The organism is Halolamina salina (assembly GCF_042678005.1).
In the GTDB taxonomy this organism is placed as follows: domain Archaea; phylum Halobacteriota; class Halobacteria; order Halobacteriales; family Haloferacaceae; genus Halolamina; species Halolamina salina.
Genome location: NZ_JBHUDH010000194.1, coordinates 1 through 24,449 on the forward strand (window position 1 = coordinate 1; position 24,449 = coordinate 24,449).

Consider the following 24,449-nt stretch of genomic DNA (forward strand, 5'->3'; position numbering starts at 1 on the left):
CCCAAGGCGGCGTCCACCTCGCCGCTGGCGACCGCCGCGGCGCTGCCCGACGAGGAGCCGCCGGGGACGTGCCCCTCGACGGCGGGGTTCAGCGTCCGGCCGCGCGCGCTTAGCTCACCGGTCGTGCCGAACGCGAACGGGTCCATGTCCGTGGTGCCGACGATCGAGCCGCCCGCCGCCCGGAGCCGTTCGACCGCGATCGCGTCGATATCGGGCGTCCACTCGAAGCAGTCGGTGCCGCAGGTCGTCGTCACGCCGCCGACGGCGATGTTCTCCTTCACCGCGAGGTCGAGGTCGACCAGCGACCCCGACAGCGGCGCGTCGGCGATGAACGTCTCCGCGAAGGCGTCGTGGGGGTCCGCCCGCTCCTGTGGGTACGGCGGATCGAACGCGCCGGCGACGCTGTCGGCCGGGAGCGACCCAACCCGGTCGAGGTAGTCGTCGACCCAGGCCTCGACCCGTGACGGGTCCGCGTTCTCCATGGTCGATCGTTCCCCTCCGACGCATAAGGGCTGTTTGGCCGTCACACGACGCCCGCGTCCGCCGTCACGGGCCGCGAGCGGTCCTATCACCTGAGATACGGAAACAACTATTTACCACTCTGTAAAAGGTGTAAGCGATGCACACGACAACCCACCCGGACCGATGTATCGAGAACAGGGACGCGGTCGCGGGGCTCCGCTGATGGCGCTCGAAGCGGAGTTCCTGCTCGCCGGCCGCCTCGTGCTGGGCGTCCTCTTCCTGTACAACGGCTACAACCACTTCGCCGACTTCGAGAGCCGGAAGGGGTACGCCGAGTACAAGGGGACGCCGTTGCCGGGCGCCGCGGTCATCGCGTCGGGCGTGATCCTCGTCCTCGGCGCGCTCGGGATCATGCTCGGGGTCTACCCCGTGATTGCGGCGGGGGCGCTCGCGACGTTCCTGATCGTCGCGACGCCGCTGTTCCACGACTTCTGGAACGCCGGCGAGGAGGAGAAGGAGAACGAACTGAACCACTTCCTGAAGAACGTCGGGCTGCTGGGGGGGACGCTCGTCCTCCTCTCGACCGGTAGCGAGGTCTGGGCGTACGGAGCCAACCTCGGACTGTTCTAGCTCACGATGGAACTCGGACAATTCACGACGGCGGACGGCGAGCAGTGGGTCGGGGCGGTCGTCGACGAGGGCGTCGTCTCGCTCCCGGAAGCGGGCGCGGCCACCGGCATCGAACTCCCGTCGACGCTCACGGCGCTGTTGACGGTCGAGAACTGGCGGGAGAAAGCGGAGCTTGCGGTCGAGTCGGCCGTCGACGCCGACCGGGCGATCTACGCGCCCGAGTCGCTCGAGACGCGGTCGCCGGTCACCGACCCGGGGAAGATCGTCGCGATCGGACTGAACTACTCGAAACACGCCGACGAGGGCGGCGAGGACATCCCCGACGTGCCGCTGGTGTTCTCGAAGTTCGGCACCTGCATCGTCGGCCCGGACGACGCGGTCGAGTGGGACCCGGAGCTGACCGAGGCCGTCGACTACGAGGGCGAACTCGTGGCGGTCATCGGCGAGGAGGCCCGGAACGTCAGCGAGGACGAGGCGCTGGAGTACGTCGCGGGCTACACCGTCGGCAACGACGTCTCCGCCCGCGACCTCCAGCTCTCCGACGAGCAGTGGGTTCGCGGGAAGAGCCTCGACACGTTCGCGCCGATGGGGCCTCACTTCGTCACCGCCGACGAGATCGACGACGTGACCGACCTCGACATCTGGACGGAGGTCAACGGCGAGCGCCTGCAGGACTCCAACACGGAGCACCTGATCTTCCCGATCCGGGAGCTGATCGCGTTCTGTAGCCGCTCCTTTACGCTGGAGCCGGGCGACGTGATCTTCACGGGCACGCCCGACGGCGTCGGCTACTTCCGCGAGCCGAAGGTGCTGCTCGAGGACGGCGACGAGATGACCGTCGGCGTCGAGGGCGTCGGCGAGCTCACGAACCACTGTCGGTACACCGACTGATGTCGTACCCGACACAGCGCCCGACCGATCTGGAGGGCGGCGACGGCCTCGAGTCGATCCCCGCGGAGCTCCACAGCATCCCGTGGATCGACGTCCACAACCACGCCCACACGCTCTCCTGGAACGACCGCGAGCGCTACGCGCTGAGCGGCTGTGCGGGGATGGTGACGATGGCCGCCGCCTACTACTGGACCCCCTACAAGCCCGTCCAGCCGGAGGACGTGCGCTACCTCTGGGACGACGCGCTCAACCGCCTGCCGCAGATCCGAGAGTCCCACCTGCTCGACGCGAAGGTCGGCGTCGGCATCCACACCGGCGCGCGGGTCGAGAACTACGAGGAGCTGCTGGAGGTGCTCCCCGAGTACGCGGCGCTGGACGAGGTGGCCGCGATCGGCGAGATCGGGATCACCGAGGCCCAGCACGTCGCCGGCTGGTCGCTGGAGGAGCAGAAGGAAGTCACCCGCCGGCAGTTCGAAGTCGCCGCCGACCACGACCTCCCGGCGGTCGTCCACACGCCCGCCGACTTGGAGGACGTCGACTTCCCCGAGCGCGAGAGCGGGAACCTCCCCGGCTACGAACTCGACCTCGCGCGCCAGCAGGAGCCGGTGCTCACCTCGGAGTACCCCAAGCGGGAGGCCGTCGACATCGACGCCGAACTCGCCGACGAGGCCGGGCTCGACCACGAGCAGGTCGTGCTCTCGCACATGGACCCGAAGATCGCGCCGTACGTGCTCGAGAACACGGACTGCTACCTGAGCTTCACCGTCAGCTACCCGTGGCTACTGGGCGTCTCGCCGACCGACGTGGCCGAGATCGTCGCCGAGTACGGGCCGGAGCGCATCCTCGTCGAAACCGACAGCGCCGGCGTGCTGCGCAGCGACGTGTTCGCGTTCAAGCGGACCATCGCCGAGCTGTACCGCCACGGTGTCGGCGTCGACGCGATCCGGCAGGTGGTGTACGAGAACCCGCGGTCGGTCCTCCCCTGAAGGGGCTACGGGCACCTCTTGCTATCGTCGACCCGTGTGAACGTATGGTATGCAAACGATTATTATGGTCTCGGTTTTACCAGTTGGTGAACCATGCCAGACGTTCCAGGGCTTCACCACGTGACGGCGTTCTGTGACGACCCGCAGGACAACTACGACTTCTTCACCAACGTGCTCGGGATGCGGTTCGTCAAGGAGACGGTCCGCTTCGACGTACCCGAGAAGATCTATCACCTCTACTACGGCGACGAGGTGGGGACACCGGGCACCATCATCACGTTCTTCCCGATGACCAACATGCCGATGGAGGAGGGTCTCGTCGGCAAGGGCCAGACCAGTTCGGTCGGGCTGACGATCCCCGAGGGGTCGGTCGAGTTCTGGACCGACCGCTTCGACGATCACGACGTCGAGTACACCGTCGAGGAGCGCTTCGACGAGACGGCGATCGCGTTCGAGGGGCCGGACGGCGTCCCCTTCGAACTCGTGACCGGCGAGTCCGATATCGAGGCGTACACCGACGGCAGCGACGTGCCCGAGGAGCACGGCATCCGCGGGATGTACAACGCGACGGTCCACTCCAAGGACCCCGCGGGCACGATGGACGTGCTCGAGACGCTGGGCTGGGACCGCGTCGGCGAGGCCACCCACCCGCAGGCCGGTGACCGCGTCCGGTACGAGGCGCCCGGCGACGCGCCGTGTGCCCGGAAAGTCGACGTGCTCATCCGGCCGAACGCGCCCAACGGCGCGCTGGGGATCGGCACGTTCCTCCACATCGCGTTTCGCGTCGCCAACGGCTGGGAGCAGGACCAGATCAGCGACGAACTCCGCGCGAACGGCTACTACACCACGTCCACGAAGGATCGGGACTACTTCCACTCCCGCTACATCACCGAGCCCGGCGGATCGGTGTTCGAGTTCGCGACCGACGGTCCCGGCTTCGGGATCGATCAGGACGTCGATGAGTACGGCGAGGAGCTGAAAGTGCCCGACTGGCTCGACGTCGACGTCGAGCGCATCAAGGAGATGCTGCCGCCCCTCGAGAAGAACTAATCCGCCGCGACCGCAGCTTTTCGGCCGCTACTCGTCGACGATCAGCGAGTCGACGACGAACTCGTCGATGGCCTGAACCGCCTCCTCCGGCGCGTCGTCGTGACCCAGCGAGAGCTTCCGCTCCCGGGCGGCGTGGATCACGTCGGTGATGAGCTGGGCCGTCCGCTCGGGGTCGGTGTCGCGGAAGTCGCCCCGCTCGATCCCCTCGGCGACCACCTGCGTGATGCTGTCCCGGAGGCGCCGGTGGTGTTCGTCGAAGATCTCCCGGTGGCGCTCGTCGTTCTGTGCGTGGGTGAACAGCTCGTGGTACACCTTCATCCGCTCCCAGTGGTCGAACTCCTCGAACCCCGGCCCGAACAGACACTGCCGGATGCGGATGTCCAGCTCCTCACAGGGCGGCACGTCCCGTTCGACCTCGACGCTGCCCTCGTACTGCTCGATGATGTACTCGAGGAAGTTCGCCAGCAGGTCGTACTTCCCGTCGTAGTGGTAGTGGATGATCTGCCGGGTCTTCTCCATCTCCTCCCCGATGTCGCGCATCCGGAGGCCGGCGTAGCCGTGCTCGCTGACGGCCCGGAACGTCGCCTCCATGATCTCGGTCCGGGTCTCCTCGGGGACCCCGCGCTGCTCCAGCTCGCTCATATCCGCTATACCCCGGTCGGCTATATAGCGCTTTTCTCGTTCGACGCCGCCACTCGTCTTATCTACCGTCAGACACAACGGCTCCCCATGGACGTCGATACCGCGGTTCGGGAGGTCGACGAGGCGGTCGCCACGGAGATCGGCGGCGAGGACGCGGCGTTCCGCGAGTCGCTCCGCGTGGCGCTGTCGACCGTCGACGCGGCCGCCGGCGGCGACGCCGTGGCGGACCTGACCCGCTTCGTTGCGGGCCACGTCCGCGAGACGGCGGAGCGCCCCGCCCCCGCGGTCGTCGACGAGCGCGCCGCCGAGATCGTCAGGGAACACGACGCGGAACTGCCCGAGGACTCGTACCTCCGGAACGCCTGATCGGCGCCGGGCGGTCGACACGCCCCCGAGAGCTTTCCGCGGCGCGTTCGGCCACCGGTCGATCACCGAAACCGGCGGGCTTTAGGCCCGCATCGACAACTTCCACCCAGATGAGTCACGAGGAGTTCCCGACCGACCGTCCCGCGGTGGTGACGTGTGGATTGCCGTACGCCAACGGCGACCTCCACATCGGTCACCTCCGGGGGTACACCGCGGCGGACGCGCTGCATCGCTCGATCGAGAAGCTCGGCCAGCAGTCGGCGTACGTCTGCGGCTCGGACATGCACGGCACCCCCATCGCCGTCAACGCCGCCAAGGAGGGTATCACCCCCGAGGAGCTGGCGATGCCGGTCCACGAGAAGTACCAGGAGACGTTCCCGCGGTTCAACGTCGATTTCGACAACTACGGCCGGACCAACGACGAGACCAACACCGAGCTCACCCGCGAGTTCGTCGAGGAACTCGAAGCGGCGGGCTACGTCTACGAGGACGAGATCATGGTCGCGTGGGACCCCGAGGAGGACGACCCGCTCCCGGACCGCTACGTCCGGGGCACCTGTCCGTACTGCGGCGAGCAGGCCCGCGGCGACGAGTGTGACGAGGGCTGTGGCCGCCACCTCGAGCCCGGCGAGATCGAGGACCCCGTCTCGGCGATCACGGGCAACCCCGCGGAGTACCGCGAGCGCGAGCACAAGTACTTCGCCGTCTCCGAACTCGCCGACTACCTCGACGAGTTCCTCGACCGCCTCGAAGGGACGTCGAACGCCAAGAACCAGCCCCGCGAGTGGCTCGAAGAGGGGCTACAGGACTGGTGCATTACGCGAGATATGGACTGGGGAGTCGACTACCCCGGCGAGGAGGATCTCGTGCTCTACGTCTGGGTCGACGCCCCGATCGAGTACGTCTCCTCCACGAAGCAGTACTCCGAGCGCGTCGGCGCCGACGAGTACGACTGGGAGGAGGTCTGGGGCCGCGACGGCGGCGACGGCGGCGAGATCGTCCACGTGATCGGTCGCGACATCATCCAGCACCACACCATCTTCTGGCCGGCGATGCTCCACGCGACGGGCCACGCCGAACCGCGCGCGGTCTGTGCGACGGGCTTCGTCACCATCGACGGCAAGGGACTCTCCACCAGCCGGAACCGCGCGATCTGGGCCGAGGAGTACCTCGACGAGGGGTTCCACCCGGACCTGCTGCGCTACTACCTCACCACGATGGGCGGGTTCCAGCAGGACCTCGACTTCACCTGGGAGCGCTTCCAAGAGCGCGTCAACGGCGAACTCGTCGGCACGGTCGGCAACTTCGTCTACCGCTCGATGCTGTTCGCGGCGCGGAACTTCGACGGCACGCCCGACGCCGACGTGAGCGACGACGTGCAGGAGCACATCGACGCCGCGGTCGGGCAGTTCCGCGAGGCCGTGAAGAACTACGACGTGCGCAACGCCGGCGACGCCGCGGTCGAGCTCGCGCAGTTCGGCAACGAGTACATCCAGCAGCACGAGCCGTGGCAACTGGAGGACGGCAGCGACGAGCAGGCGCAGGTCATCCGGGACTGCCTGCAGGTCGCCGTCGCCGTCGCGGTGCTGCTCGAACCGATCACGCCCGAGAAGGCCGAGACGGTCTGGCAACAGCTGAACGTCGACGCCGACGTACACGAGGCCGAGACCGACGCGGTGTACGCCGAGCCGGGCGCGTTCGACGAGCCCGACGAGCTGTTCGAGAAGATCGAAGACGACCGCGTCGACGAGCTGGACGCGGCGCTCGAAGAGAAGATCGAGGAAGCGGCTGCGGACGACGAGAGCGAGGACGACGAAACCGAGGACGAGAACACCGAGATGGACGACAGCGAACTCGAACCCCTGATCGACGAGCGTATCGACTTCGACACCTTCGAAGGCCTCGACATCCGGGTCGGCCGGATCGAGAGCGCCGAGGGGATCGAGGGCGCGGACAAGCTCTCCCGGTTGGAGGTCGACATCGGCGCCGAGACCCGCCAGATCGTCGCCGGGCTGAAGCAGCTCCACGATATGGACGAGATCGAGGGGAAGAAGGTGATCGTGCTGGCGAACCTCGAACGGGCCGAACTGTTCGGCGTCGAGTCCAACGGGATGGTGCTCGCTGCGGGCGAGCAGGCCGACCTGCTGACGACACACGGCGACGCCGAGCCGGGGACGAAGGTCCGGTAGCGGCGACCGACAGCCGTACCGGGACGACATTCCGGTAGCGGCGACCGCCAGCGATCCGATCCGCCCGCTCCTTTCTGACGCGGAACCGGGGTTTATGCCCGGTTAGCACGTACTACGAACGATGTCTCGAACGCCGCCCGGTCCCAAGGGCAAGCCCGTGTTCGGGAGCAGCCACCAGTACGCTCGCGACCCGTTCCGGTTCGTCACGGGGCTCGAACAGGCCTACGGCGGCGTGAGCCGGTTCGACATGGGGCCGCTCGACACGTACGTGGTCACCGACCCCGCGGCCATCGAGCGAATCCTCGTCTCCGAGGCGGGTCGCTTCGGCAAGCCGGCGTTTCAGGACGACGCGCTCGGCGATCTGTTGGGCGACGGACTCCTCCTCAGCGAGGGCGACACGTGGCGACAGCAGCGCACGCTCGCCCAGCCGGCGTTCGACATGGCCCGGCTCTCGGGGATGGCCGACCGCATCGTCGACCACACCGAGTCCCGCCTCGCCGACTGGGCCGACGGCGACCGCGTCGACGTGGAACAGGAGATGACGACGGTCACCATCGATGTGATCCTCGACCTGATGATGGGCGTCGAACTCCCCCGGGACCGGCTGGAGCACGTCCGCGAGCAACTGGAGCCGCTCGGCATGCGGTTCGAGCCAGACCCCATTCGGTTCGCAGTCCCCGACTGGGTGCCGATGCCGGGCGACGCCGAGTTCGACGCCGCCGTCGCCGAGCTGGAGGGCGTCATCGACGACATCGTCGCCCGGCGCCGGGGCGACGTGGGCACGGACGACGACCCCGACGCGCCGATGGACTTCCTCTCGCTGCTCGTGCGAGCCCGGGAAAACGGCGAACAGACCGACGAACAGCTCCGCGACGAGATGATGACGATGCTGCTCGCGGGCCACGACACCACCGCGCTGACGCTGACGTACACGTGGTTCCTGCTCTCGGAGCACCCCGAGGTCGAGCGCCGGCTCCACGAGGAGATCGACGCCGTCGGCGACGGCGACCGCCCGACGATGGCGGACGTACGGGAGTTGGAGTACACCGAGTGGGTGATCAAGGAGGCGATGCGGCTCTACCCGCCGGTGTACACCATCTTCCGGGAGCCACGGGAGCCGGTCGAGATCGGCGACTACACGATCCCCGAGGGGGCGGCGATCATGCTCCCCCAGTGGGCGGTCCACCGCTCCGACGACCACTGGGACGATCCGGCGTCGTTCGACCCCGAGCGCTGGCGCCCCGAGCGGGCGGAGGAGCGCCCGCGGTTCGCGTACTTCCCGTTCGGCGGCGGGCCGCGCCACTGCATCGGCAAGCACCTCGCGATGCTCGAGGCCCGATCCATCGTCGCGACGACGGCCAGCCGGTTCCGCCTGGAGTACGAGGGCGAGACCCCGCTCGAACTCCTCCCGACGCTGACGGCCCACCCCCGGAACGGGATGCCGATGCGCGTCGAGCGCCGCTGAGGCTCGACCCATCCACTCGGCGGTCCGAGCGACGCCAACCACTTAGCACCGCCTGCACAACCCTTCACTATGCGGATCGAGTACGACCGCGACACCTGCATCGGGATGTTCCAGTGCGTCGCCGAGTGGGACGCCTTCGAGCGCGACGAGGACGCGGGCAAGGCGGTCCTCGTCGACAGTGAGGAGGCCGAGGACGACGTGTTCGTCCGCGAGGTGCCCGAGGACGCCGAACTCGACGCGAAGTTCGCCGCGCGGGCCTGCCCCGTCGACGCCATCCGCGTCTACGACGACGCCGGCGAGCAGATCGTCTGAGAGCCTGACACCCCCGTTTCAGTTCCACCCCGCTCGCCGAACCCTTATCGGCGAGCGCGCCCCAGTACCGACAAATGGCGGCCACCGACGACGTCGGCCGGATCGATCACCCGCTGCTCACCCCCGACTTCCTCGAGCAGCGGCGCTACCAGCTCGAACTGGCCGGCACGGCGAAGGCGGCCCACACGCTGGTCTGTCTCCCGACCGGACTCGGAAAGACGACCGTCTCGCTGCTCGTGACCGCCGAACGACTGAACGAGGTCGGCGGGAAGGCGCTGCTGTTGGCGCCGACGAAGCCGCTGGTCCAGCAGCACGCCGAGTTCTACCGCGAGGCCCTCCAGATCCCCGACGAGGAGATCGTCGTGTTCACCGGCGACGTGAGCCCCGACGACCGCGCCGAACTCTGGGACTCCGCGACGGTGGTCATCGCCACGCCGCAGGTCGTCGAGAACGACCTCGTCGGCAACCGCGTCTCGCTGTCGGACGTGACCCACCTCACGTTCGACGAGTGCCACCGCGCGACCGGCGACTACGCCTACGTCTACATCGCCGAGCGCTACCACGCCGACGCCGCGGACCCGCTCGTGACCGGGATGTCGGCCTCCCCCGGCGGCGACGAGGAGGAGATCCTGCAGGTCTGTGAGAACCTCGGGCTGACCGAGGTGGAGGTGATGACCGAGGAGGACGCCGACGTGGACGAGTTCACCCACGACACCGACGTGCAGTGGGAGCGCGTCGACCTCCCCGAGGAGATTCTGGAGATCCGCGACCTGCTGAACGAGGTGATCACCGAGCGACTGGAGGATCTGAAGGAACTCGGCGTCACCAACACCACCCAGCCGGACCTCTCACAGAAGAAGCTCAACGGAATGCGCGCCGAACTGCAGAAGCTGATCAACAACGACCAGAGCGAGGGGTACCAGGGGATGAGCACCCACGCGGAGGTGATGAAGCTCCGCCGCGCCGTCGAACTGGTCGAGACCCAGTCCGTCGAGTCGGTCCGGCGCTACTTCGAGCGCCAGCGCGAGGACGCCCGCTCCTCGGGCGCGTCGAAGGCCAGCCAGCGCATGGTCAGCGACCCGCGCGTGCGCCGCGCGATGCGGAAAGCCGACACGTACGACGGCCTCCACCCCAAGTTCTCGCAGGCCCGCATCCTGCTCGCCCAGACGTTGGGCATCGGCGACGGCGAGCGCGTCATCGTGTTCACCGAGTCCCGCGACACCGCCGAGGCGCTGACGGAGTTCCTCGGCGAGAGCTTCGAGACGCGGAAGTTCGTCGGGCAGGGCGACAAGGAGGGGTCGGACGGCATGACCCAGAACCAACAGCAGGAACGGCTGGAGGCGTTCCGCAACGGCGAGTTCGAGGTGCTGGTCTCCACCTCCGTCGCCGAGGAGGGGCTGGACGTGCCCGAGGTCGACCTCGTGCTGTTCTACGAGCCGGTCCCGACCGCGATCCGCTCCATCCAGCGGAAGGGCCGAACCGGGCGACAGGCCGAGGGGAAGGTCGTCGTCCTCCTCGCGGAGGACACCCGCGACGAGGCCTTCTTCTGGATCGCCCGCCGGCGCGAACAGGAGATGGAGGAGGAGCTCCGGAAGCTGAAAGGCGTCGCCGACGAGGTCGAGGAGGAGCTCGACGACGCCCAGCAGGCGCTCTCCGAGTTCGACGGTTCGCCGGCACACGGAGCCGGCAAGGACGGCGGGGCGTCGGCTGACGACGGTGACACCCGCGAGGAGCGGCTCTCCCCGGGACTCGACGACTTCGCCGCGGACGACGAGGGGAGTGAATCCACCGACGACGCCGAGGACGACACCACCGAGGGCGTCGTCGCGACCGCCGACTCCGACCCCGACGAGGAGGAGATAGAGGTCGTCGTCGATCAGCGCGAACTCGACTCGCCGATCGCGAAGGAGCTCTCCCGCCGGGAGGGCGTCCGGACCCGCCTCGAAACGCTGGAAGTCGGCGACTACGTGCTCTCCGATCGCGTCGCCGTCGAGCGCAAGTCGGTCGCGGACTTCCTCGACACGCTGACCGGCGGCGACCGATCCATGTTCGAGCAGGTGGGCGACCTCTCGCGGGCGTACGCCCGGCCCGTGGTGATCCTCGAGGGCGAGGACCTCTACGGCGAGCGCAACGTCCACCCCAACGCGATCCGGGGGGCGCTCTCCTCGCTGGCGATCGACTTCGACGCGAGCGTGCTCCGCACCGAGGACGAGGACGACACCGCCGACCTGCTCGAAGTCGTCGCCGGCCGCGAGCAGGAGGAGAGCGACCGCACGGTGTCGGTCCACGGCGAGAAGTCGGGGAAGACGCTGGCCGAACAGCAGGAGTACGTCGTCGGCAGCGTCGCCGACATTGGCCCCGTCACCGCGCGGGCGCTGCTGGAAGAGTTCAAGACGGTCGAGGCGGTGATGACCGCGAGGAAGGAGGATCTGCTGGACGTCGACGGGATCGGGGAGGTGACCGCCGACCGGCTCCGAGAGGTCGTCGGGAGCGAGTACACGGGCTGACGCCCGGGCTTCGAGCTACTGCTCCAGCGCCGCCAGCGCCTCGGCCGCCTCCTTCGAGGCTTCGAGCCACTCCTTCGCCGTCCGGGGGTCGGTGGCCTCGCTCGCGTTCCGTGCCGTCGTCGTCACCGCGCGCTGAAGCTCCGCCCGCGGCCCCGCGGCGTCGGTGGCCGTCGGTTCGGGCGCTCGCTGTCCACGGGCCGGCTGTTCGTCGGTGTTCGATCCGGTCTGCTGCGCAACGTCGGCGCCGCTTTCGGGCCGTGCCGTCGGCTCGGCGCCGTTCGTTCGTTCGGCGCTCCGGGACGGCTCGGCCGTCGGCTGCCGTGACTGCGCCGGCTGCCGTGACTGCGGCTGCGCAGCCTGCTGTGTTTCCGCCGCCTGTTGGGGTTCCGCTGGCTGCTCCCCGCCGGCGCCGCTGCAGGTCGGGCAGAACGTCTCCCCGCCGTCGCGGAACAGCGGGTCGCCACAGCGGTCGCAGTGCTCGTTGGTCATCGTCGCTCCCTGCAGCAGGAGTTCGCTCATACGCTGAGTCTCCTGCCGTTTCTCCTCGTCTTTCTCGAGCTTCTCGCGGAGCTTCTCCCGTTCGGCCTCCTTGTCGAACTCCTCGCTCATGGGCGTGGGTTGGCGCTCCGTACTGAAAAGGCGTGGTAGTCCGGCGGCGCCGCTACGCGGTCGAAAACACGGGAACGCGACGCGCGAGCGTTAGAACGGGGCCTGCGGCCCTTCGTCGTCCTCGCCGTCGTCGTCGCCCTCGCCGGGGAAGGAGGGGCTCATGCTGCTGCCGCCGGTGCCGCCGAGGTCGCCGTCGGCGCCGGCACCCATGCCGGTGTCGGCTTCGACTTTCTCGATCTCGGGGATCTCCTTGACCATCCGGGACTTGATTGCCTGGATCGTCATCGGGGAGATACCGCAGCCCGAACACGCGCCGCCGAGCTGGATGTGGACTACGCCCTCCTCGCGGTCGAGGTGGGTGATCGAGGACGAACCGCCGTGCATCTGGATCTGCGGGAAGTTGCGTCGCAGGAAGTTGCTGACGCGGTCGCGAAGGTCGTCGCCGGACTGGCTCTCCGTGCTCATACACTCACTTCGCGAGCGGGCGGCTTATGCCTTTGGTTCGGGGCGGCCCGAACACGTTCGATACCCGGCTCAGGCCTCGTTCTCGGCCCGCTCGACGCCGAACAGCTCGTGGAGTTCGGCGACGATCTCGTCGGTGTAGCGATCGAGCGTCTCGGTCAGCGTCTCGGCGTCGGTATCGACCGCAGTCACGCGATCCGTGGCGTTCTCGGGAAGCTCGACCTCGAAGCGGCCGTCGACGAAGTGCGGTTCGGACTCGTTGAGCACCTGCTGGTCGATCGCGTGGATCAGGTCGGAGTTGTACTGTCCGTTCATCGTCTCGAACGCGTTCTTGTAGGCGCGCTGGAGCTGGGTGAAGTGCTCAGCGTACTTCTCCTCCTCGAACGTCTCGGGGTCGAAATCGGCCATTACCCGCGGTTGGCGCGGGGACGGCAAAAGTGGGGCGACTCGGCGGGCTCAGAACCCGACCCACTCGCCCGGCTCGCCGTCGGCCGCCCGGTACTGGAACGATCGGCCGTCGTCGTCGCGCCGGGTGGCGATCACGGCGTCGAACGGCTGGGTGAGCGTGGTGACCGCTGCCTCCCCGGCGGCGTCGTCGTCGATCACGGCGACGGTCGGCCAGTCCATCCCCCGGGCCTCCGCGAGCAGCACGCGGAGGAACTGGTACACCTGCTCGGTGTCGCTGTACATCAGCAGCTCCGACAGCGAGTGGAGACCGACGGCGACGTGCTCGACGCCGTCGTCCTGGAAGCGGTCCACGAGGTCGGTGAACTTCACGCCCACCTCGGTGAGGTTCTTCGGCGAGGAGGCGTAGCGGACCAGCTCGCCGCCGCCGTCGTCCTGTCCCTGTACCCGGCTGGCGCAGTCGACGACGCCGAAGCAGTCGGGGTCGCCGTAGGCGGCGAAGTCCGATCGGGCGCCGCGATTCTGCCGGCTGGTGGAGACGAGGATCGAACAGTCCGCGAGCGAGCCGAGCAGGCGGAGGAGCAGATCGTACTTCCCGGACATCGCCGGCCCGCGGACGAGCACGGCCTTCCCCGCCGCGAGCTGGTCGACCGGGATGGCGGAGTCCAGGGCCTCGCTCGTGGGCTCCTCCATCTTTATACGTGTACCTCGCGGGGCGCCCACAAAACCCTGTTCCCTCCCCCGTCCGTGGGGTCCGGGACGTTGATGGGGCCTGCGGCACAGCACCGAGTATGGCGACCGACTCACACGCCGCCGACCCGACGCGGGGGTGGCGCTGATGCGCTACCTCGCACGAACCGCCGACGGCGACCCGCTGCTGGGCGACGACGACGGCTTCGTCCCGCTCGCGGCCGCGACGCCCGAGCACGCGAGCGTCCGCGAGGCGCTCCCGGCCGCGGCCGCGGGGACGCTCCCCTCTCCCGACGCCGCGACCGCCGACAGGATTCCCCGGGAGAAGCGCTCACTGGGTGCATTCGTCGAGGAGCCGGGCAAGCTGTTCGGGATCGGCCTCAACTACGTCGAACACGCCGGCGACCTCTCGGAGGACGCTCCCGAGGAGCCGGCGAGCTTCTTCAAACCGAGGACGGCGGCGACCGGGCCGGGCGGCCCGATCCGGCTCCCGCCCGAGTCGATCAGCGAGCGCGTGACTGCGGAGGCGGAGTTGGCGGTCGTGATCGGTCGGACGTGCCGGAACGTCGACGCTGCGGAGGCCGAGAACGTGATCGCCGGCTACGCGCCCGTGATCGACATGACCGCCGAGGACGTGCTCCAGCGGAATCCGCGGTTCCTCACCCGGGCGAAGAGTTTCGACACGTTTCTCGTGCTGGGGCCGCATCTCGCGGTGCCGGAGTCGGGAACGGATCTCTCGGAGACGACGGTTCGGACGGTCGTCGACGGCGAGACGGTCGCGGAGAACGTCGTGGGGAACATGGAGTTCCCGCCGCGGGAGCTGGTGGCGTTCCACTCCGACGTGATGACGCTCGAACCCGGCGACGTGATCTCGACGGGGACGCCCGGCGCGGGCGTGATCGAGCCGGGTTCACACGTGCGCGCGGAGGTCGAAGGGATCGGGAGCGTCGCGGCGGACGTCGTCCGGTAGCTACCAGATTCCGAACAGAAGCGAACTTCGGTCCGACGTTCGACAGAAACATTCTTCAGATCACACTTTTTGTGGTGGCGGGGCTCGCAGTAATCGTGATGCAACACCATCCACACCACCACGGGAGTACAGGACCGACGATCGCCGCCGAGCCCCACGACGGGGCGTTCGCGGCCGTTATCGCCGTCCCGATCGTCGTGTTTGTCGGGATTTGGACGATGCAGGCTCCGACCGCGGTCGTCGCGGTAGCCGGCTTCGTCGCCGGCATCCGGACGGCACGGAGCGACGCCCCCTCACGCGTCGTCGACGCGGTACCGGCGTCGATACGCGGAATCAGGCCCGAGACGGACGACCCCCCGACATCGGCCGGCAACCCGACGAGATAGCCACGGGTCGTTACTCGGGTTCAGATAACTCACCACGAACTCTTTTAGACGTGACAGCCAACGTGAGCGCATGGCTTCCGGGACCGAGCCGGACGCGACGGGCGTCTCGCCCGACGACGCCTTCGCGACCCTGGGCAACGAGATCCGACTCGAGATCATCCAGCAGCTGGGTGACGCCGACGGCCCCCGTTCGTTCTCCGACCTCCACGACGCCGTCGACGTCCGCGACTCGGGACAGTTCAACTACCACCTCGACAAGCTGGTCGGTCACTTCCTCAGAAAGACCGAGGAGGGGTACACCCTCCGGCAGGCCGGCGAACGCGTCGTCGAGGCAGTCCTCTCGGGTGCGGTGACCGACGCGCCGGTGATGGAGCCGACGCCGGTCGACGAGGACTGCCACTACTGCGGCGCCCCGGTCCTCGTTCGCTACAACCAAGAGCGGGTCGACGTCTTCTGTACCGAGTGTACGGGCGCGTACGGTGACACTCACGCCTCGTCCGGCGCCGACGTCCCCGAGGAGTACGGGTGGCTCGGCGGGATGCCGCTCCCCCCGGCGGGGCTGAACGGCCGGACCGCCGACGAGGTGTTGCAAGCGGCCTTCGGCCTCGGTCAGACCGAGTTCGTCACGGCGAGTTCGGGCATCTGCCCCCGGTGTTCGGCGCGCACTGACCGCAGCATCGAGGCGTGTGAAGACCACGAAACGGACGACGGCGTCTGCTCGACCTGTGGCCGCCGTCGGTCGGTGGTTTTCGGATCGGCGTGTACGAACTGCAACTTCGCTACCGGCGGCGGCGTGCTCCAAGGGCTGTTCGCGGAAACGGAGTTCCTGCGGTTCATGACGGATCACGGGCTGAACCCCGTGAACCCCGACTCGGTCACGGAGTACCTCAGCGCGATCTCGGACTACGACGCCGTCGTTCACTCCCGATCCCCGCTGGAGGTCGAGGTTCGGCTGACAATCGACGGGGACACGTACTCCCGAACCATCGACGACGCGTTCCTCGACGGCTGAGCCGCCCGGTAACGCCGGTCGCGTCGTCGCCCCGTGACGGAGCGCTACATTCATCCGGCCGACAGCGTACCACTACACAGAGTGGAGCCCGCCCGCATCCCCGACTCGTTCCCCGCGCCCTCCTTCCGCGGCAACCAAGAGCAGGCGCTGGCGGACATCCGCGACGCCTTCGCCGCCGGGAACGACGTGGTGCTCGTGCGCGCGCCGACGGGCAGCGGCAAGTCCCTCCTCGCGCGGTCGATCATGGGCGCCGCCCGGACCGTCGAGGAGGCCGACCCCGCCCAGCCCACCGGCGCCTACTACACCACGCCGCAAGTCAGCCAACTGGACGACGTGGAGGCCGACGACCTGCTCGAGGACTTCCGCGTGATCCGGGGCAAGAACAACTACGACTGCATCCTCCCCGGCGAGCACGACACGCCGGTCGATCAGGCCCCCTGCGTCCGCAAGAAGGGGTTCGACTGCACGGTCCGGCACCGCTGTCCGTACTTCTCGGACCGCGCGATCGCCAGCAACCAACCGATCGCGGCGATGACGCTCGCGTACTTCATGCAGACCGCCGGCAGCGACGTGTTCCGGATGCGCGACGTGGTCGTCGTCGACGAAGCCCACGGGCTCGCGGAGTGGGCGGAGATGTACGCCGCCGTCGAACTCACGCCCCGGAGAGTCCCGGTCTGGGACGACGTGGACGTGCCGGACGTGACCGCCGCCACGGGCGATCCCGTCGAGGGCGCCGTTCGCTTCTCGGAACAGCTACTCGAACGCTGCGAGGTCGAGAAGGACGAACTGCTCGCGAAGCCCGAGCTTACCCCCGACGAGGCCGCCCGCCGGGACCGCCTGCAGGAGCTGATCAGCGAGCTCTCCTACTTCGTCGAGGATTACCGTGACGCCCACTCGCCGACGACGTGGGTGGTCGACCAGCCCGACGGCGCCGGCGGCCCGATCACGATCAAGCCGCTCGATCCGGCGAAGTATCTCCAGCACACCGTCTGGGACCGCGGCTCGAAGTTCGCGCTGCTGTCGGCGACGATGCTCAACAAGGAGGCGTTCTGCCGCGGCGTCGGCCTCGACCCCGAGAAGGTCGCGCTGGTCGAGGTGGGCCACACGTTCCCCGTCGAGAACCGCCCGCTGTACGACGTCACGCAGGGGAAGATGACCTACGAGCACCGCGACGAGACGCTGCCGAAGATCGCCGACTTGATCGTCCGCCTGATGGCGAAACACGCAGGGGAGAAGGGGTTGATCCACTGCCACTCCTACGCGATCCAGGAGCGGCTCGCCGACCGCCTCGCCGAACTCGGCGTCGCCGGCCGCGTGCGCGTCCACGACCGGGAGAACCGCGACGCCCAACTCGAAGCGTGGAAGGCCAGCGACGAGCCCGAACTGTTCCTCTCGGTCAAGATGGAGGAGGCGCTCAATCTGGAGGACGACCTCTGCCGCTGGCAGGTACTCTGCAAGGCCCCCTACCTCAACACCAACGACTCCAGAGTGGAGCAGCGCCTCGAGGAGGGCCAGTGGGCGTGGTACTACCGCGCCGCGCTCAGAACCGTGATCCAGGCTTGCGGGCGCGTCGTGCGCTCGCCGGAGGACTACGGTGCGACCTACCTCGCGGACGACTCGCTGCTGGAGCTGTTCGACCGCGCGAGCACGGACATCCCCGGATGGTTCCAGGATCAGGTCGACCGCATCTCCCGGCCGGACCTCCCCGAGGCCGATCCCGCGGCCGCGCTCGCGGGCGTCGACGCCAGCCCGAGCGTCGGCTCTCCGGGGAGTTCGGACCGGAGTAGCCGACGACAGTCCGGCGGCTCGGCCGGAACCGCGTCCAGTTCGTCCTCGCGCTCGTCGTCGACGGCTTCGTCGTCCAGTTCGAGTGGCGACTCGCCGACGAACAAAACCGAGGCCGAAGCCGAGAAGCGTGAGAACCATCCGCTCTCGGACGTATGGGGCGACGGATGAGCAGTCGCACCAGTCGGGACGCGTGGGGTGACTCGTGAGCCGTCTCACCGACGCCCTCCGGGCTCGCTTCGGCGAGGACATCTTCCGCCGGATGGCGATCGCCGCCGTCCTGACCGTGCTGCTCATGGGCTCTGTCGGGATCGCGGACCCGTTCTACTCCCCGCCCGAACCCCAGAGCGTCGATACCGACGCGCCACCGGAGCAGGTCGCGCTGGACGCCCTGAACGCCACGGGCACCAACGACTACCGGATGGACTGGATCACACCGTGTGACGACGCGAACGTGACGCGGCGGGGCGACGGCTGCGTGTTCCTCCGGTACAGCGTCGAGCGCAGCGACCGCGAGTACGCCGTCGCCAACGGCGAGGGGTACTTCGGCGTCGGTCCGGACGTGTACGCCGACGAGGTCAGCGCGACGTTCACCGACTTCCCCGAGGCCCCCGACCGGAGCCAGTCGCGGGCGCTGAACCTCTGGGCGGACGCCGACCGTCTCGACCGGAGCGATCTGGCGGCGACGCTGTCGAGCGATGCCGTCGAGACGACCGTCTCGGAATCGAACGGGACGATCCGGCTCCGGACCGACAACGACACGGTCGCGAGCCGCCTGCTCGGCAGTTCGGAGAACGCGTCGGCGCCGCCCGACTCCTTCGACGCGAACGTCACCGTGGCCGTCGACGCGGAGTCGGGCTGGCTCCGGTCGATCACGATCCGCACGGCCAACGGCAACGAGACGGACTGGCAGCGCTACCGCTACGATCGGTGGAACGACGTGAGCGTCGAGCGGCCCGCGGGGACGAGCCGGCCGATCCTCGGCTGGATCTTCGACGCGATAAACCGCGAGTACCGGCCGTAGAGCCGTTCAGAGCGCCAGCGCGTACGCCAACGAGGAGCCGAGCATCAGCACGACCATCGTGATCGCGAGCAGCTGCTTCCAGTTCATACCGGAGAGGGTCGTTCCAGCGGCTTAAGCTTCCGCGTCGGCGGCGCTCGTGCGTGTTCGCCCTACGCGGCGTCGTCCTCGGGCACCATGTGCAGCCCCGAGCGGGACTTCAGCACCCGCACCTGCTCGGCGTCGGTGTCGAAGAAGTCGGGTCGCGGGATGCTCACCGTCTCGAACGTCTCGGGGTCGAGCACCTGCACCGCGTGGTCGTCCTCGACGGCGACGACGGTCGTCTCGACGGCGTCCGCGCGCTCGCCCAGCCGGCGCGCGTCGGGCGCGTCGCCCTCGCCGAAGCGGGCCTCGTAGCGCTCGCCGGAGGCGAGTCTGGTCCCCTTGAGGTTTCCGCGGACGGAGGTGACGAGCACCGGTCCGTCGCCGTCCTCGGGGTCGATGATCTCCCCCGGCCGGTAGCGCGGCAGCCGGACCGAGAACGTCACGCGGTACACCTCGTTGCCGTCGGAGTCCTCGGTGACGAGGGTGGCGTACTCCTCGAACTCGCCGCCGAACTCCTCGACGAGGCGCTTCGAGAGCGCCCGACCCAGTTTGTTGGTCGAGAGCTTGATGTCGGCGCCGTCTTTCACCTCCTTGGCTTCGGTGACGAACGCCTCGCGGTCGCCGTCGGCCTCGCGTTCCCGCACCATCTCGTTGGCGATCTCGATGGCGCGCTCGCGCTCGTCGCTGGTGGGGACGCGCTCCTCGGCGCGGACCTGCACCTCGCCGGCGTAGGAGCCGCCCGAGATCCGGCCACAGCGCTCGCAGGTGCCGCGGGAGACCTTGACGGGGACCACGACCTGCTCTTCGACGGGCGTACCGCGGACGATGCCCGAGAACGTGCAGTGCATACGGATCGTGTTCTGGTCGACCTGTTCGGGGTCGACACCCCACTGGACCTGTTCGGCCTTGAGGTGGACGCCGAGGGCTTCCGCGACTTCGTCGACGGCCACGTCGGTGTAGTCTTTCGCACCCACGTCGACCCAGCGGTTGCCGCGGTGGACCGCGCCACAGCGCGAGCAGACGAGCACTTCGATGCGGTCGGGGGCGTCGACGAGGTCGAACTGCTCGAAGTAGCAGGCGTCACAGAGTGCGGCGTCGCGGTCCCGCGGCTCCCCGGGGAGCGGCTCGGGGCGCTCGGGCACGTCGTCGCCGCAGCGAGGGCAGAACTCGCCGGACTTACTCATTACTGCTGAATCGTCGGTTCGGACTGATAAGGACCGCGCTGTGTGTTTGGGGATGATGTGCGTCGATTCTGTGAGGGTCAAGTCGGCACCGCGAACAGCGACCGCGACAGCGTCTCGATCTACTACTCCCACAACCGCGACAGCAGTTCGATCGTTGGCACCTTGTGACCGCACTGCCCCGCACAGCCCACACGCCTCCCCAGCCGACTCACTCGCTCACGTCCGTTCGCTCGTTCGTCCCTCGCGCTCGGCTCGCGCACGGAGGCGCTCGCGCTTCGCGCCGACTGCCACAGCGGTGCGGTGGCGGTGGACGCCTCGCCGGCGCCGACCGTCGGCGCCGGCGGGGGGAGGGGTGGGGACTCGGTGCTGCGCCGGACCTCGTGTCCGGCGCACTGCGGTCACAAGTGGTCTACGAACGAGGTGCTGTTGCGGTTGCCGTCGCTGTTCCAGTTGCCGACGATCGAGGTGCTGGTACTGTGGAAACACCTTCCGCCGACTCCCACGCGACCGACGCCTCAGGCGACTACTCCACCGAATTCCGCAGCGTCCCGATCCCCTCGTACCAGATCTCCACCTCGTTCCCCGGCTCGATCGTCCCCGGGTTCCCCGGACTCCCGAACGCGACCACGTCGCCGGGGCGGAACGTGAACCGCTCCGAGAGGAACGAGAGCAGTTCGTACGGTCCCCACAGCATCAGCTCCGTGTTCGCCTCCTGCCGGCGCTCGCCGTCGATCTCGGTGTACATGTCGATCCCCCGCGGGTCCACGTCCGTCTCGATCCACGGCCCCAGCGGCCCGGAGCCGTCGAACGCCTTCCGCGAGGTCAGCCCGGGCTGGTCCAGCGCGTCCACGTCGTTCATGATCGTGAACCCCCGAACCACCTCCTCGGCCTCCTCCGGCGTCAGATCGTGACACCGTTCGCCGATCACGGCCGCGAGCTCGCCCGCGTAGGTCACCTCCTCCGAAAACGTCGGGTACGGGATTGGCGCCCCGTGGGAGATCACCGACGCCGGCGGCTTGATGAAGAACGTCGGCTGCTCGGGGCGCTCGTACCCCTTCTGTTCCAGCGTCTCGGCGTAGTTCCGGCCGATACAGTAGACGGCGGAGGGGTCACACGGCGGCGCGAGCGTGCCGTCCTCGCCGACCACGTAGCGCTCCCCGTCGCTCTCGACCGCGCCGTCGACGTACTCGCCGGCGACGACGCCGTCGCCGGTCTCGACCCGTGCGAGTCGCATACGTGGGGCTGTGCCGGTGGGCGTATAGGGGTTCGGCTCGCGGGCCGGCAGGGAGGGGTTTAAGCGCCCGAACGTCCATCCACCGATATGGAGTGGAAAGCGGACTGGGGGCTTCGGGCGCGCATGGGCGGGACCATGCTGCTGCTCGGCCTCCTCTACGTCGTCTTCATCGCCGTCCTCTCGCTGACGGATCTCGGGATGACCGGTATCGTGGTCGTGATGGGGCTGTTCATGCTCGGCCAGTTCTTCTTCAGCGACAAGCTCGCGCTGCGGAGCATGGGCGCCCACGAGGTCGACCGCGAGGAGTACCCCGAGCTCCACGCGACGATCGAGCGCCTCTGTCAGCAGGCCGACCTGCCCAAGCCGACCGTCGCGGTCGCGGACACGGAGATCCCCAACGCGTTCGCGGCCGGCCGGTCCCAGAAGAACGCGACCGTCTGTGTGACCCGGGGGCTGCTGCGCACGCTCGACGACGACGAACTTGAGGGCGTGCTGGCCCACGAGCTCGCCCACGTCAAGAACCGCGACGTGATGGTGATGACCATCGCCTCGTTCCTCTCGACGCTGGCGTTCATGGTCGTCCGGTTCGGCTTCCTGTTCGGCGGCGGCGACCGGGAGGGCGGCGCGCCCGTCCTCGTCGCGGTCGTCGCCTCCTTCGCCGTCTGGGTGCTCTCGTTCCTGCTGATCCGGCTGCTCTCGCGCTACCGCGAGTTCGCGGCCGACCGCGGCGGCGCGGCGATCACCGGCAAGCCGTCGGCGCTGGCGTCGGCGCTGCTGACGATCGACGGCAGCATGGACCGCGTGCCCGACAAGGACCTGCGCGAGAGCTCGGAGATGAACGCGTTCTTCGTCATCCCGATCAAGTCGGGGTTCGTCGGCAAGCTGTTCCGAACCCACCCGACCACGGAGAACCGCGTCGAGCGCCTGCGCGAGCTCGAACGCGAGATGGAGACGCAGTAACTCAGTTCAACAGCGCCAGCAGGCGCACCACGAACAGCTCTCGGCCCACCAGCACGACGCCGCCGTAGATCGCGGCCGCGCCGAGGACCAGAAACCAGACCGCGAGCGGCGTCGGGCCGCCGGCGAACGTTTCGACCGCCGACTGCTCGGAGAGCACGCCGGCGTAAGTCAGTACGCCCGACAGCGCCGCGTAGGCCAGCAGCGTGCCGATCTCGATCGCCATCTCCGGGATGCCGGAAGCCATGCCACGAAGTACGCGTCGGGAGCGATATACGTTACGCGCTCGAAAGACGTATGTCGAGACGCGCCCACGGCCGACCCGAGATGGGCAGATACGGATCCATCGACTACCCGTCGGTCGTGAAGCGCGGCGTCCTGTTCGGCCTCGCCCTCATGTTCGTGGGCGAGATCGGCGGCTACGTCGCGGAGAACTACGTGTCGGTCCCGGCGTGGGAGGAGACGCTGTTCCTCGTCGTGGCCGGGGTCGGGCTGCTGGCGTTCGTCCTCAGCCCGATCCTGTTCGGGATCGTCCTCCCGCTGACGGAGTAGGGGGGTAGCTCTTTTACCCCGACACCCGTCGCGGGGAGTATGCACGTCGTCATCATCGGTGCCTACGGCAGCGCCGGCGTCGCCGTCGCCGACGGCCTCGTCGACCACGTCGGCGGGGAGATCGACCGCCTCACCCTCGTCGACGACGGCGAGCCCGGCGGCGGGCTCTGTATCCTCCGGGGCTGTATGCCCTCCAAGGAGGTGCTCTCGGCGGCGGCCCACCGCTATCAGGCCCGCACGGATCACCGCCTCGACGGTCCCGCTCACGAGATGGACCTCGACTCCATCGTCGACACCAAAGACGATCACGTCCTCGGCTTCGCCGAACACCGCCGCGGGCACGTCCACGACCTCGCCGAGCGGTCGGGCGTGGAGTTCGTCCACGCGACCGCCCGGCTCGACGGCGCCGACCGCGTGGAACTGTTCGAGGACGGTCCCGATGGCGAGCCAACGCGCGCCCTCGATGCCGACTACGTCGCGGTCTGTACCGGGAGCACGGTGAACGTCCCCGACCTCCCCGGGGTCGACGACGTGGACTACATGGACTCCGCGGACGTGCTCGACGCGACCGACCTCCCGGACTCCGGGGTGGTGATGGGCTTTGGCTACGTCGGGCTGGAGATGGTCCCCTACCTCGCGGAGGCCGGCGTCGACCTGACCGTGATCGAGCACGACGACCGACCGCTCGACGACGCGCCGCCCGCCTTCGGCGACGAGATACTGGAGTGCTACCGCGAGGAGTTCGGCGTCGAGATCCTGACGAACACCGACGAGAAACGACTTGAACCGACCGACGACGGCGGGGTCAGGCTCACCTGCGAGGAGGCCGGTGTCGGCGAGCGCGTAGTCGAGGCCGAGGAGCTGTTCCTGTTCACCGGCCGCCGGCCGAACGTCGACGGACTCGGGCTGGAGAGCGCGGGGATCGACGCCCAGCCCGGGTTCGTCGAGGACACGATGCAGGCCGCCGACGCGGAGACGCTGTTCTTCCCGGGCGACGTGAACGGGAAGGAGCCGCTGCTTCACATCGCGAAAGAGCAGGGACAGCTGGCCGCCGAGAACGTGCTCGCCCATGCCCGGGGCGAGGCGCTGGAGTCCTACGAGTTCACGCCCCACCGCGTCATGTTCACGGCTGCGGGCGTCTACCCCTACGTCCGGGTCGGCCACACCGCCGAGACCGCCCGCGAGGCGCTCGACGATCCGATCGTCACCCGTCGCTTGGCGGCCGACGACGGCGTATTCAAGACGAAGGACGCGCCGCGAGGGCTCGCCGAACTGGTGGTCGCCCGCGACGGCACGGTCGTCGGCTACCAGGGGCTGCACTACCACGCCGACGTGATGGCCAAGACGATGCAGGTGATCGTCGAGATGGGGCTGGACGCCCGGGAGATCCCCGATCGAGCGTTCCACCCGACGACGCCGGAGATCCTCGACGGGCTGTTGCGCGACGCGACCGACGAACTCGACTAAGCGATCCCGCGATCCAGCAGCCACTCCCGGAGAACCGTCGCCGACGCGGTGTCGCCGGTCGCGACGTAGTGGCTCGCACACGCGTTCCCGCAGGCCAGCGCGGTCGGCCAGCCCCAGTCGGCGCCCAGTCC

The 24,449-nt window shown here is 68.6% G+C and carries 26 protein-coding genes; 17 read left to right on the forward strand and 9 right to left on the reverse strand.

All coding sequences use genetic code 11. From position 1 onward, the window contains the following. The coding region (locus ACFR9S_RS14100) for an amidase family protein (RefSeq protein WP_379818913.1) at nt 1-482 on the reverse strand (482 nt) is incomplete at its 3' end. Between the two features lie 202 nt (nt 483-684). Between ACFR9S_RS14100 and ACFR9S_RS14105 the strand changes: the two genes are divergently transcribed. The 4 genes from ACFR9S_RS14105 (at nt 685) to ACFR9S_RS14120 (ending at nt 4,019) form a co-directional block, all read left to right on the forward strand. Next, nucleotides 685-1,092: a DoxX family protein gene (locus tag ACFR9S_RS14105; RefSeq protein WP_379731788.1), complete on the forward strand. Its 408-nt coding sequence runs from the start codon at nt 685-687 to the stop codon at nt 1,090-1,092. Nucleotides 1,093-1,098: 6 nt separating this feature from the next. Continuing rightward, complete coding sequence (locus ACFR9S_RS14110; RefSeq protein WP_379731787.1) at nt 1,099-1,983, forward strand: fumarylacetoacetate hydrolase family protein; 885 nt, start codon at nt 1,099-1,101, stop codon at nt 1,981-1,983. Further along, nucleotides 1,983-2,969, forward strand: a complete 987-nt coding sequence (locus ACFR9S_RS14115) for a TatD family hydrolase (RefSeq protein ID WP_379731786.1) — start codon at nt 1,983-1,985, stop codon at nt 2,967-2,969. The genes ACFR9S_RS14110 and ACFR9S_RS14115 overlap by 1 nt, the downstream gene beginning before the upstream one ends. Before the next feature lie 93 nt (nt 2,970-3,062). Further along, nucleotides 3,063-4,019 (forward strand): VOC family protein, encoded by a 957-nt coding sequence (locus ACFR9S_RS14120; RefSeq protein ID WP_379731785.1) that lies wholly within the window; start codon nt 3,063-3,065, stop codon nt 4,017-4,019. 27 nt (nt 4,020-4,046) lie between these two features. Here the strand turns inward: ACFR9S_RS14120 and ACFR9S_RS14125 are convergent, their stop codons facing one another. After that, nucleotides 4,047-4,661 carry a TetR/AcrR family transcriptional regulator gene (locus ACFR9S_RS14125; RefSeq protein WP_379731784.1) on the reverse strand — a complete coding sequence of 205 codons (615 nt, stop codon included), beginning with the start codon at nt 4,659-4,661 and terminating at the stop codon, nt 4,047-4,049. An 87-nt stretch (nt 4,662-4,748) separates the two neighbouring features. Between ACFR9S_RS14125 and ACFR9S_RS14130 the strand changes: the two genes are divergently transcribed. From ACFR9S_RS14130 to ACFR9S_RS14150, 5 genes are all read left to right on the forward strand, one after another. Continuing rightward, nucleotides 4,749-5,027, forward strand: coding sequence for a hypothetical protein (locus ACFR9S_RS14130; RefSeq protein ID WP_379818914.1), 279 nt, complete (start codon nt 4,749-4,751; stop codon nt 5,025-5,027). Nucleotides 5,028-5,137: 110 nt separating this feature from the next. Continuing rightward, nucleotides 5,138-7,216 (forward strand): methionine--tRNA ligase, encoded by a 2,079-nt coding sequence (metG, locus tag ACFR9S_RS14135; RefSeq protein ID WP_379731451.1) that lies wholly within the window; start codon nt 5,138-5,140, stop codon nt 7,214-7,216. A 121-nt stretch (nt 7,217-7,337) separates the two neighbouring features. Further along, nucleotides 7,338-8,681, forward strand: coding sequence for a cytochrome P450 (locus ACFR9S_RS14140; RefSeq protein WP_379818915.1), 1,344 nt, complete (start codon nt 7,338-7,340; stop codon nt 8,679-8,681). A 69-nt stretch (nt 8,682-8,750) separates the two neighbouring features. Continuing rightward, the gene (locus ACFR9S_RS14145) at nt 8,751-8,993 is read left to right on the forward strand and encodes a ferredoxin (protein WP_379731455.1); all 243 of its coding nucleotides are present in this window, start codon (nt 8,751-8,753) and stop codon (nt 8,991-8,993) included. Between the two features lie 74 nt (nt 8,994-9,067). Further along, complete coding sequence (locus ACFR9S_RS14150) at nt 9,068-11,500, forward strand: DEAD/DEAH box helicase (RefSeq protein ID WP_379818916.1); 2,433 nt, start codon at nt 9,068-9,070, stop codon at nt 11,498-11,500. A gap of 15 nt (nt 11,501-11,515) precedes the next feature. Here the strand turns inward: ACFR9S_RS14150 and ACFR9S_RS14155 are convergent, their stop codons facing one another. From ACFR9S_RS14155 to ACFR9S_RS14170, 4 genes are all read right to left on the reverse strand, one after another. Beyond that, the gene (locus ACFR9S_RS14155) at nt 11,516-12,109 is read right to left on the reverse strand and encodes an Sjogren's syndrome/scleroderma autoantigen 1 family protein (RefSeq protein ID WP_379818917.1); all 594 of its coding nucleotides are present in this window, start codon (nt 12,107-12,109) and stop codon (nt 11,516-11,518) included. A 90-nt stretch (nt 12,110-12,199) separates the two neighbouring features. Continuing rightward, nucleotides 12,200-12,574, reverse strand: coding sequence for a NifU family protein (locus ACFR9S_RS14160; protein WP_379732565.1), 375 nt, complete (start codon nt 12,572-12,574; stop codon nt 12,200-12,202). A 69-nt stretch (nt 12,575-12,643) separates the two neighbouring features. After that, on the reverse strand, nt 12,644-12,979 hold the full coding sequence (locus tag ACFR9S_RS14165) for a DUF5783 family protein (RefSeq protein WP_379732564.1): 336 nt from the start codon (nt 12,977-12,979) through the stop codon (nt 12,644-12,646). Between the two features lie 48 nt (nt 12,980-13,027). Then, nucleotides 13,028-13,669 carry a DUF7504 family protein gene (locus ACFR9S_RS14170; protein WP_379732563.1) on the reverse strand — a complete coding sequence of 214 codons (642 nt, stop codon included), beginning with the start codon at nt 13,667-13,669 and terminating at the stop codon, nt 13,028-13,030. 145 nt (nt 13,670-13,814) lie between these two features. Between ACFR9S_RS14170 and ACFR9S_RS14175 the strand changes: the two genes are divergently transcribed. The 5 genes from ACFR9S_RS14175 to ACFR9S_RS14195 all read left to right on the forward strand — a co-directional run bounded on the left by ACFR9S_RS14175 (nt 13,815) and on the right by ACFR9S_RS14195 (nt 18,843). Then, the gene (locus ACFR9S_RS14175) at nt 13,815-14,636 is read left to right on the forward strand and encodes a fumarylacetoacetate hydrolase family protein (RefSeq protein ID WP_379818918.1); all 822 of its coding nucleotides are present in this window, start codon (nt 13,815-13,817) and stop codon (nt 14,634-14,636) included. A 74-nt stretch (nt 14,637-14,710) separates the two neighbouring features. Beyond that, nucleotides 14,711-15,022: a hypothetical protein gene (locus ACFR9S_RS14180; protein WP_379731540.1), complete on the forward strand. Its 312-nt coding sequence runs from the start codon at nt 14,711-14,713 to the stop codon at nt 15,020-15,022. A 70-nt stretch (nt 15,023-15,092) separates the two neighbouring features. Beyond that, a complete protein-coding gene (locus tag ACFR9S_RS14185; protein ID WP_379731539.1) occupies nt 15,093-16,034 on the forward strand; it encodes a DUF7351 domain-containing protein in 942 nt (313 codons plus the stop codon). An 81-nt stretch (nt 16,035-16,115) separates the two neighbouring features. Next, the gene (locus ACFR9S_RS14190; protein ID WP_379731538.1) at nt 16,116-17,990 is read left to right on the forward strand and encodes a helicase C-terminal domain-containing protein; all 1,875 of its coding nucleotides are present in this window, start codon (nt 16,116-16,118) and stop codon (nt 17,988-17,990) included. 34 nt (nt 17,991-18,024) lie between these two features. Next, nucleotides 18,025-18,843 (forward strand): hypothetical protein, encoded by an 819-nt coding sequence (locus ACFR9S_RS14195; RefSeq protein WP_379731537.1) that lies wholly within the window; start codon nt 18,025-18,027, stop codon nt 18,841-18,843. Between the two features lie 149 nt (nt 18,844-18,992). Here the strand turns inward: ACFR9S_RS14195 and ACFR9S_RS14200 are convergent, their stop codons facing one another. Continuing rightward, nucleotides 18,993-20,108 (reverse strand): 60S ribosomal export protein NMD3, encoded by a 1,116-nt coding sequence (locus ACFR9S_RS14200; RefSeq protein WP_379818919.1) that lies wholly within the window; start codon nt 20,106-20,108, stop codon nt 18,993-18,995. A gap of 523 nt (nt 20,109-20,631) precedes the next feature. After that, nucleotides 20,632-21,342, reverse strand: a complete 711-nt coding sequence (locus tag ACFR9S_RS14205) for a fumarylacetoacetate hydrolase family protein (RefSeq protein WP_379732026.1) — start codon at nt 21,340-21,342, stop codon at nt 20,632-20,634. An 87-nt stretch (nt 21,343-21,429) separates the two neighbouring features. Between ACFR9S_RS14205 and htpX the strand changes: the two genes are divergently transcribed. Next, nucleotides 21,430-22,302, forward strand: a complete 873-nt coding sequence (gene htpX, locus ACFR9S_RS14210; RefSeq protein WP_379732027.1) for a zinc metalloprotease HtpX — start codon at nt 21,430-21,432, stop codon at nt 22,300-22,302. 1 nt (nt 22,303) lies between these two features. Here the strand turns inward: htpX and ACFR9S_RS14215 are convergent, their stop codons facing one another. Beyond that, nucleotides 22,304-22,546 carry a hypothetical protein gene (locus tag ACFR9S_RS14215; protein WP_379732028.1) on the reverse strand — a complete coding sequence of 81 codons (243 nt, stop codon included), beginning with the start codon at nt 22,544-22,546 and terminating at the stop codon, nt 22,304-22,306. A gap of 80 nt (nt 22,547-22,626) precedes the next feature. On the opposite strand from ACFR9S_RS14215, the gene ACFR9S_RS14220 reads away from it, so the two are divergent. Continuing rightward, nucleotides 22,627-22,851: a DUF7860 family protein gene (locus ACFR9S_RS14220; RefSeq protein WP_379732029.1), complete on the forward strand. Its 225-nt coding sequence runs from the start codon at nt 22,627-22,629 to the stop codon at nt 22,849-22,851. Nucleotides 22,852-22,890: 39 nt separating this feature from the next. Then, nucleotides 22,891-24,318 (forward strand): dihydrolipoyl dehydrogenase family protein, encoded by a 1,428-nt coding sequence (locus tag ACFR9S_RS14225; protein ID WP_379732030.1) that lies wholly within the window; start codon nt 22,891-22,893, stop codon nt 24,316-24,318. Nucleotides 24,319-24,449: the final 131 nt, after the last annotated feature.

Coding starts and splice junctions, on each gene's coding strand:
- ACFR9S_RS14105 (WP_379731788.1), top strand. CDS start 685: ATGGCGCTCGAAGCGGAGTTCCTGCTCGCCGGCCGCCTCGTGCTGGGC.
- ACFR9S_RS14110 (WP_379731787.1), top strand. CDS start 1,099: ATGGAACTCGGACAATTCACGACGGCGGACGGCGAGCAGTGGGTCGGG.
- ACFR9S_RS14115 (WP_379731786.1), top strand. CDS start 1,983: ATGTCGTACCCGACACAGCGCCCGACCGATCTGGAGGGCGGCGACGGC.
- ACFR9S_RS14120 (WP_379731785.1), top strand. CDS start 3,063: ATGCCAGACGTTCCAGGGCTTCACCACGTGACGGCGTTCTGTGACGAC.
- ACFR9S_RS14125 (WP_379731784.1), bottom strand. CDS start 4,661: ATGAGCGAGCTGGAGCAGCGCGGGGTCCCCGAGGAGACCCGGACCGAG.
- ACFR9S_RS14130 (WP_379818914.1), top strand. CDS start 4,749: ATGGACGTCGATACCGCGGTTCGGGAGGTCGACGAGGCGGTCGCCACG.
- metG (WP_379731451.1), top strand. CDS start 5,138: ATGAGTCACGAGGAGTTCCCGACCGACCGTCCCGCGGTGGTGACGTGT.
- ACFR9S_RS14140 (WP_379818915.1), top strand. CDS start 7,338: ATGTCTCGAACGCCGCCCGGTCCCAAGGGCAAGCCCGTGTTCGGGAGC.
- ACFR9S_RS14145 (WP_379731455.1), top strand. CDS start 8,751: ATGCGGATCGAGTACGACCGCGACACCTGCATCGGGATGTTCCAGTGC.
- ACFR9S_RS14150 (WP_379818916.1), top strand. CDS start 9,068: ATGGCGGCCACCGACGACGTCGGCCGGATCGATCACCCGCTGCTCACC.
- ACFR9S_RS14155 (WP_379818917.1), bottom strand. CDS start 12,109: ATGAGCGAGGAGTTCGACAAGGAGGCCGAACGGGAGAAGCTCCGCGAG.
- ACFR9S_RS14160 (WP_379732565.1), bottom strand. CDS start 12,574: ATGAGCACGGAGAGCCAGTCCGGCGACGACCTTCGCGACCGCGTCAGC.
- ACFR9S_RS14165 (WP_379732564.1), bottom strand. CDS start 12,979: ATGGCCGATTTCGACCCCGAGACGTTCGAGGAGGAGAAGTACGCTGAG.
- ACFR9S_RS14170 (WP_379732563.1), bottom strand. CDS start 13,669: ATGGAGGAGCCCACGAGCGAGGCCCTGGACTCCGCCATCCCGGTCGAC.
- ACFR9S_RS14175 (WP_379818918.1), top strand. CDS start 13,815: ATGCGCTACCTCGCACGAACCGCCGACGGCGACCCGCTGCTGGGCGAC.
- ACFR9S_RS14185 (WP_379731539.1), top strand. CDS start 15,093: ATGGCTTCCGGGACCGAGCCGGACGCGACGGGCGTCTCGCCCGACGAC.
- ACFR9S_RS14200 (WP_379818919.1), bottom strand. CDS start 20,108: ATGAGTAAGTCCGGCGAGTTCTGCCCTCGCTGCGGCGACGACGTGCCC.
- ACFR9S_RS14205 (WP_379732026.1), bottom strand. CDS start 21,342: ATGCGACTCGCACGGGTCGAGACCGGCGACGGCGTCGTCGCCGGCGAG.
- htpX (WP_379732027.1), top strand. CDS start 21,430: ATGGAGTGGAAAGCGGACTGGGGGCTTCGGGCGCGCATGGGCGGGACC.
- ACFR9S_RS14215 (WP_379732028.1), bottom strand. CDS start 22,546: ATGGCTTCCGGCATCCCGGAGATGGCGATCGAGATCGGCACGCTGCTG.
- ACFR9S_RS14220 (WP_379732029.1), top strand. CDS start 22,627: ATGGGCAGATACGGATCCATCGACTACCCGTCGGTCGTGAAGCGCGGC.
- ACFR9S_RS14225 (WP_379732030.1), top strand. CDS start 22,891: ATGCACGTCGTCATCATCGGTGCCTACGGCAGCGCCGGCGTCGCCGTC.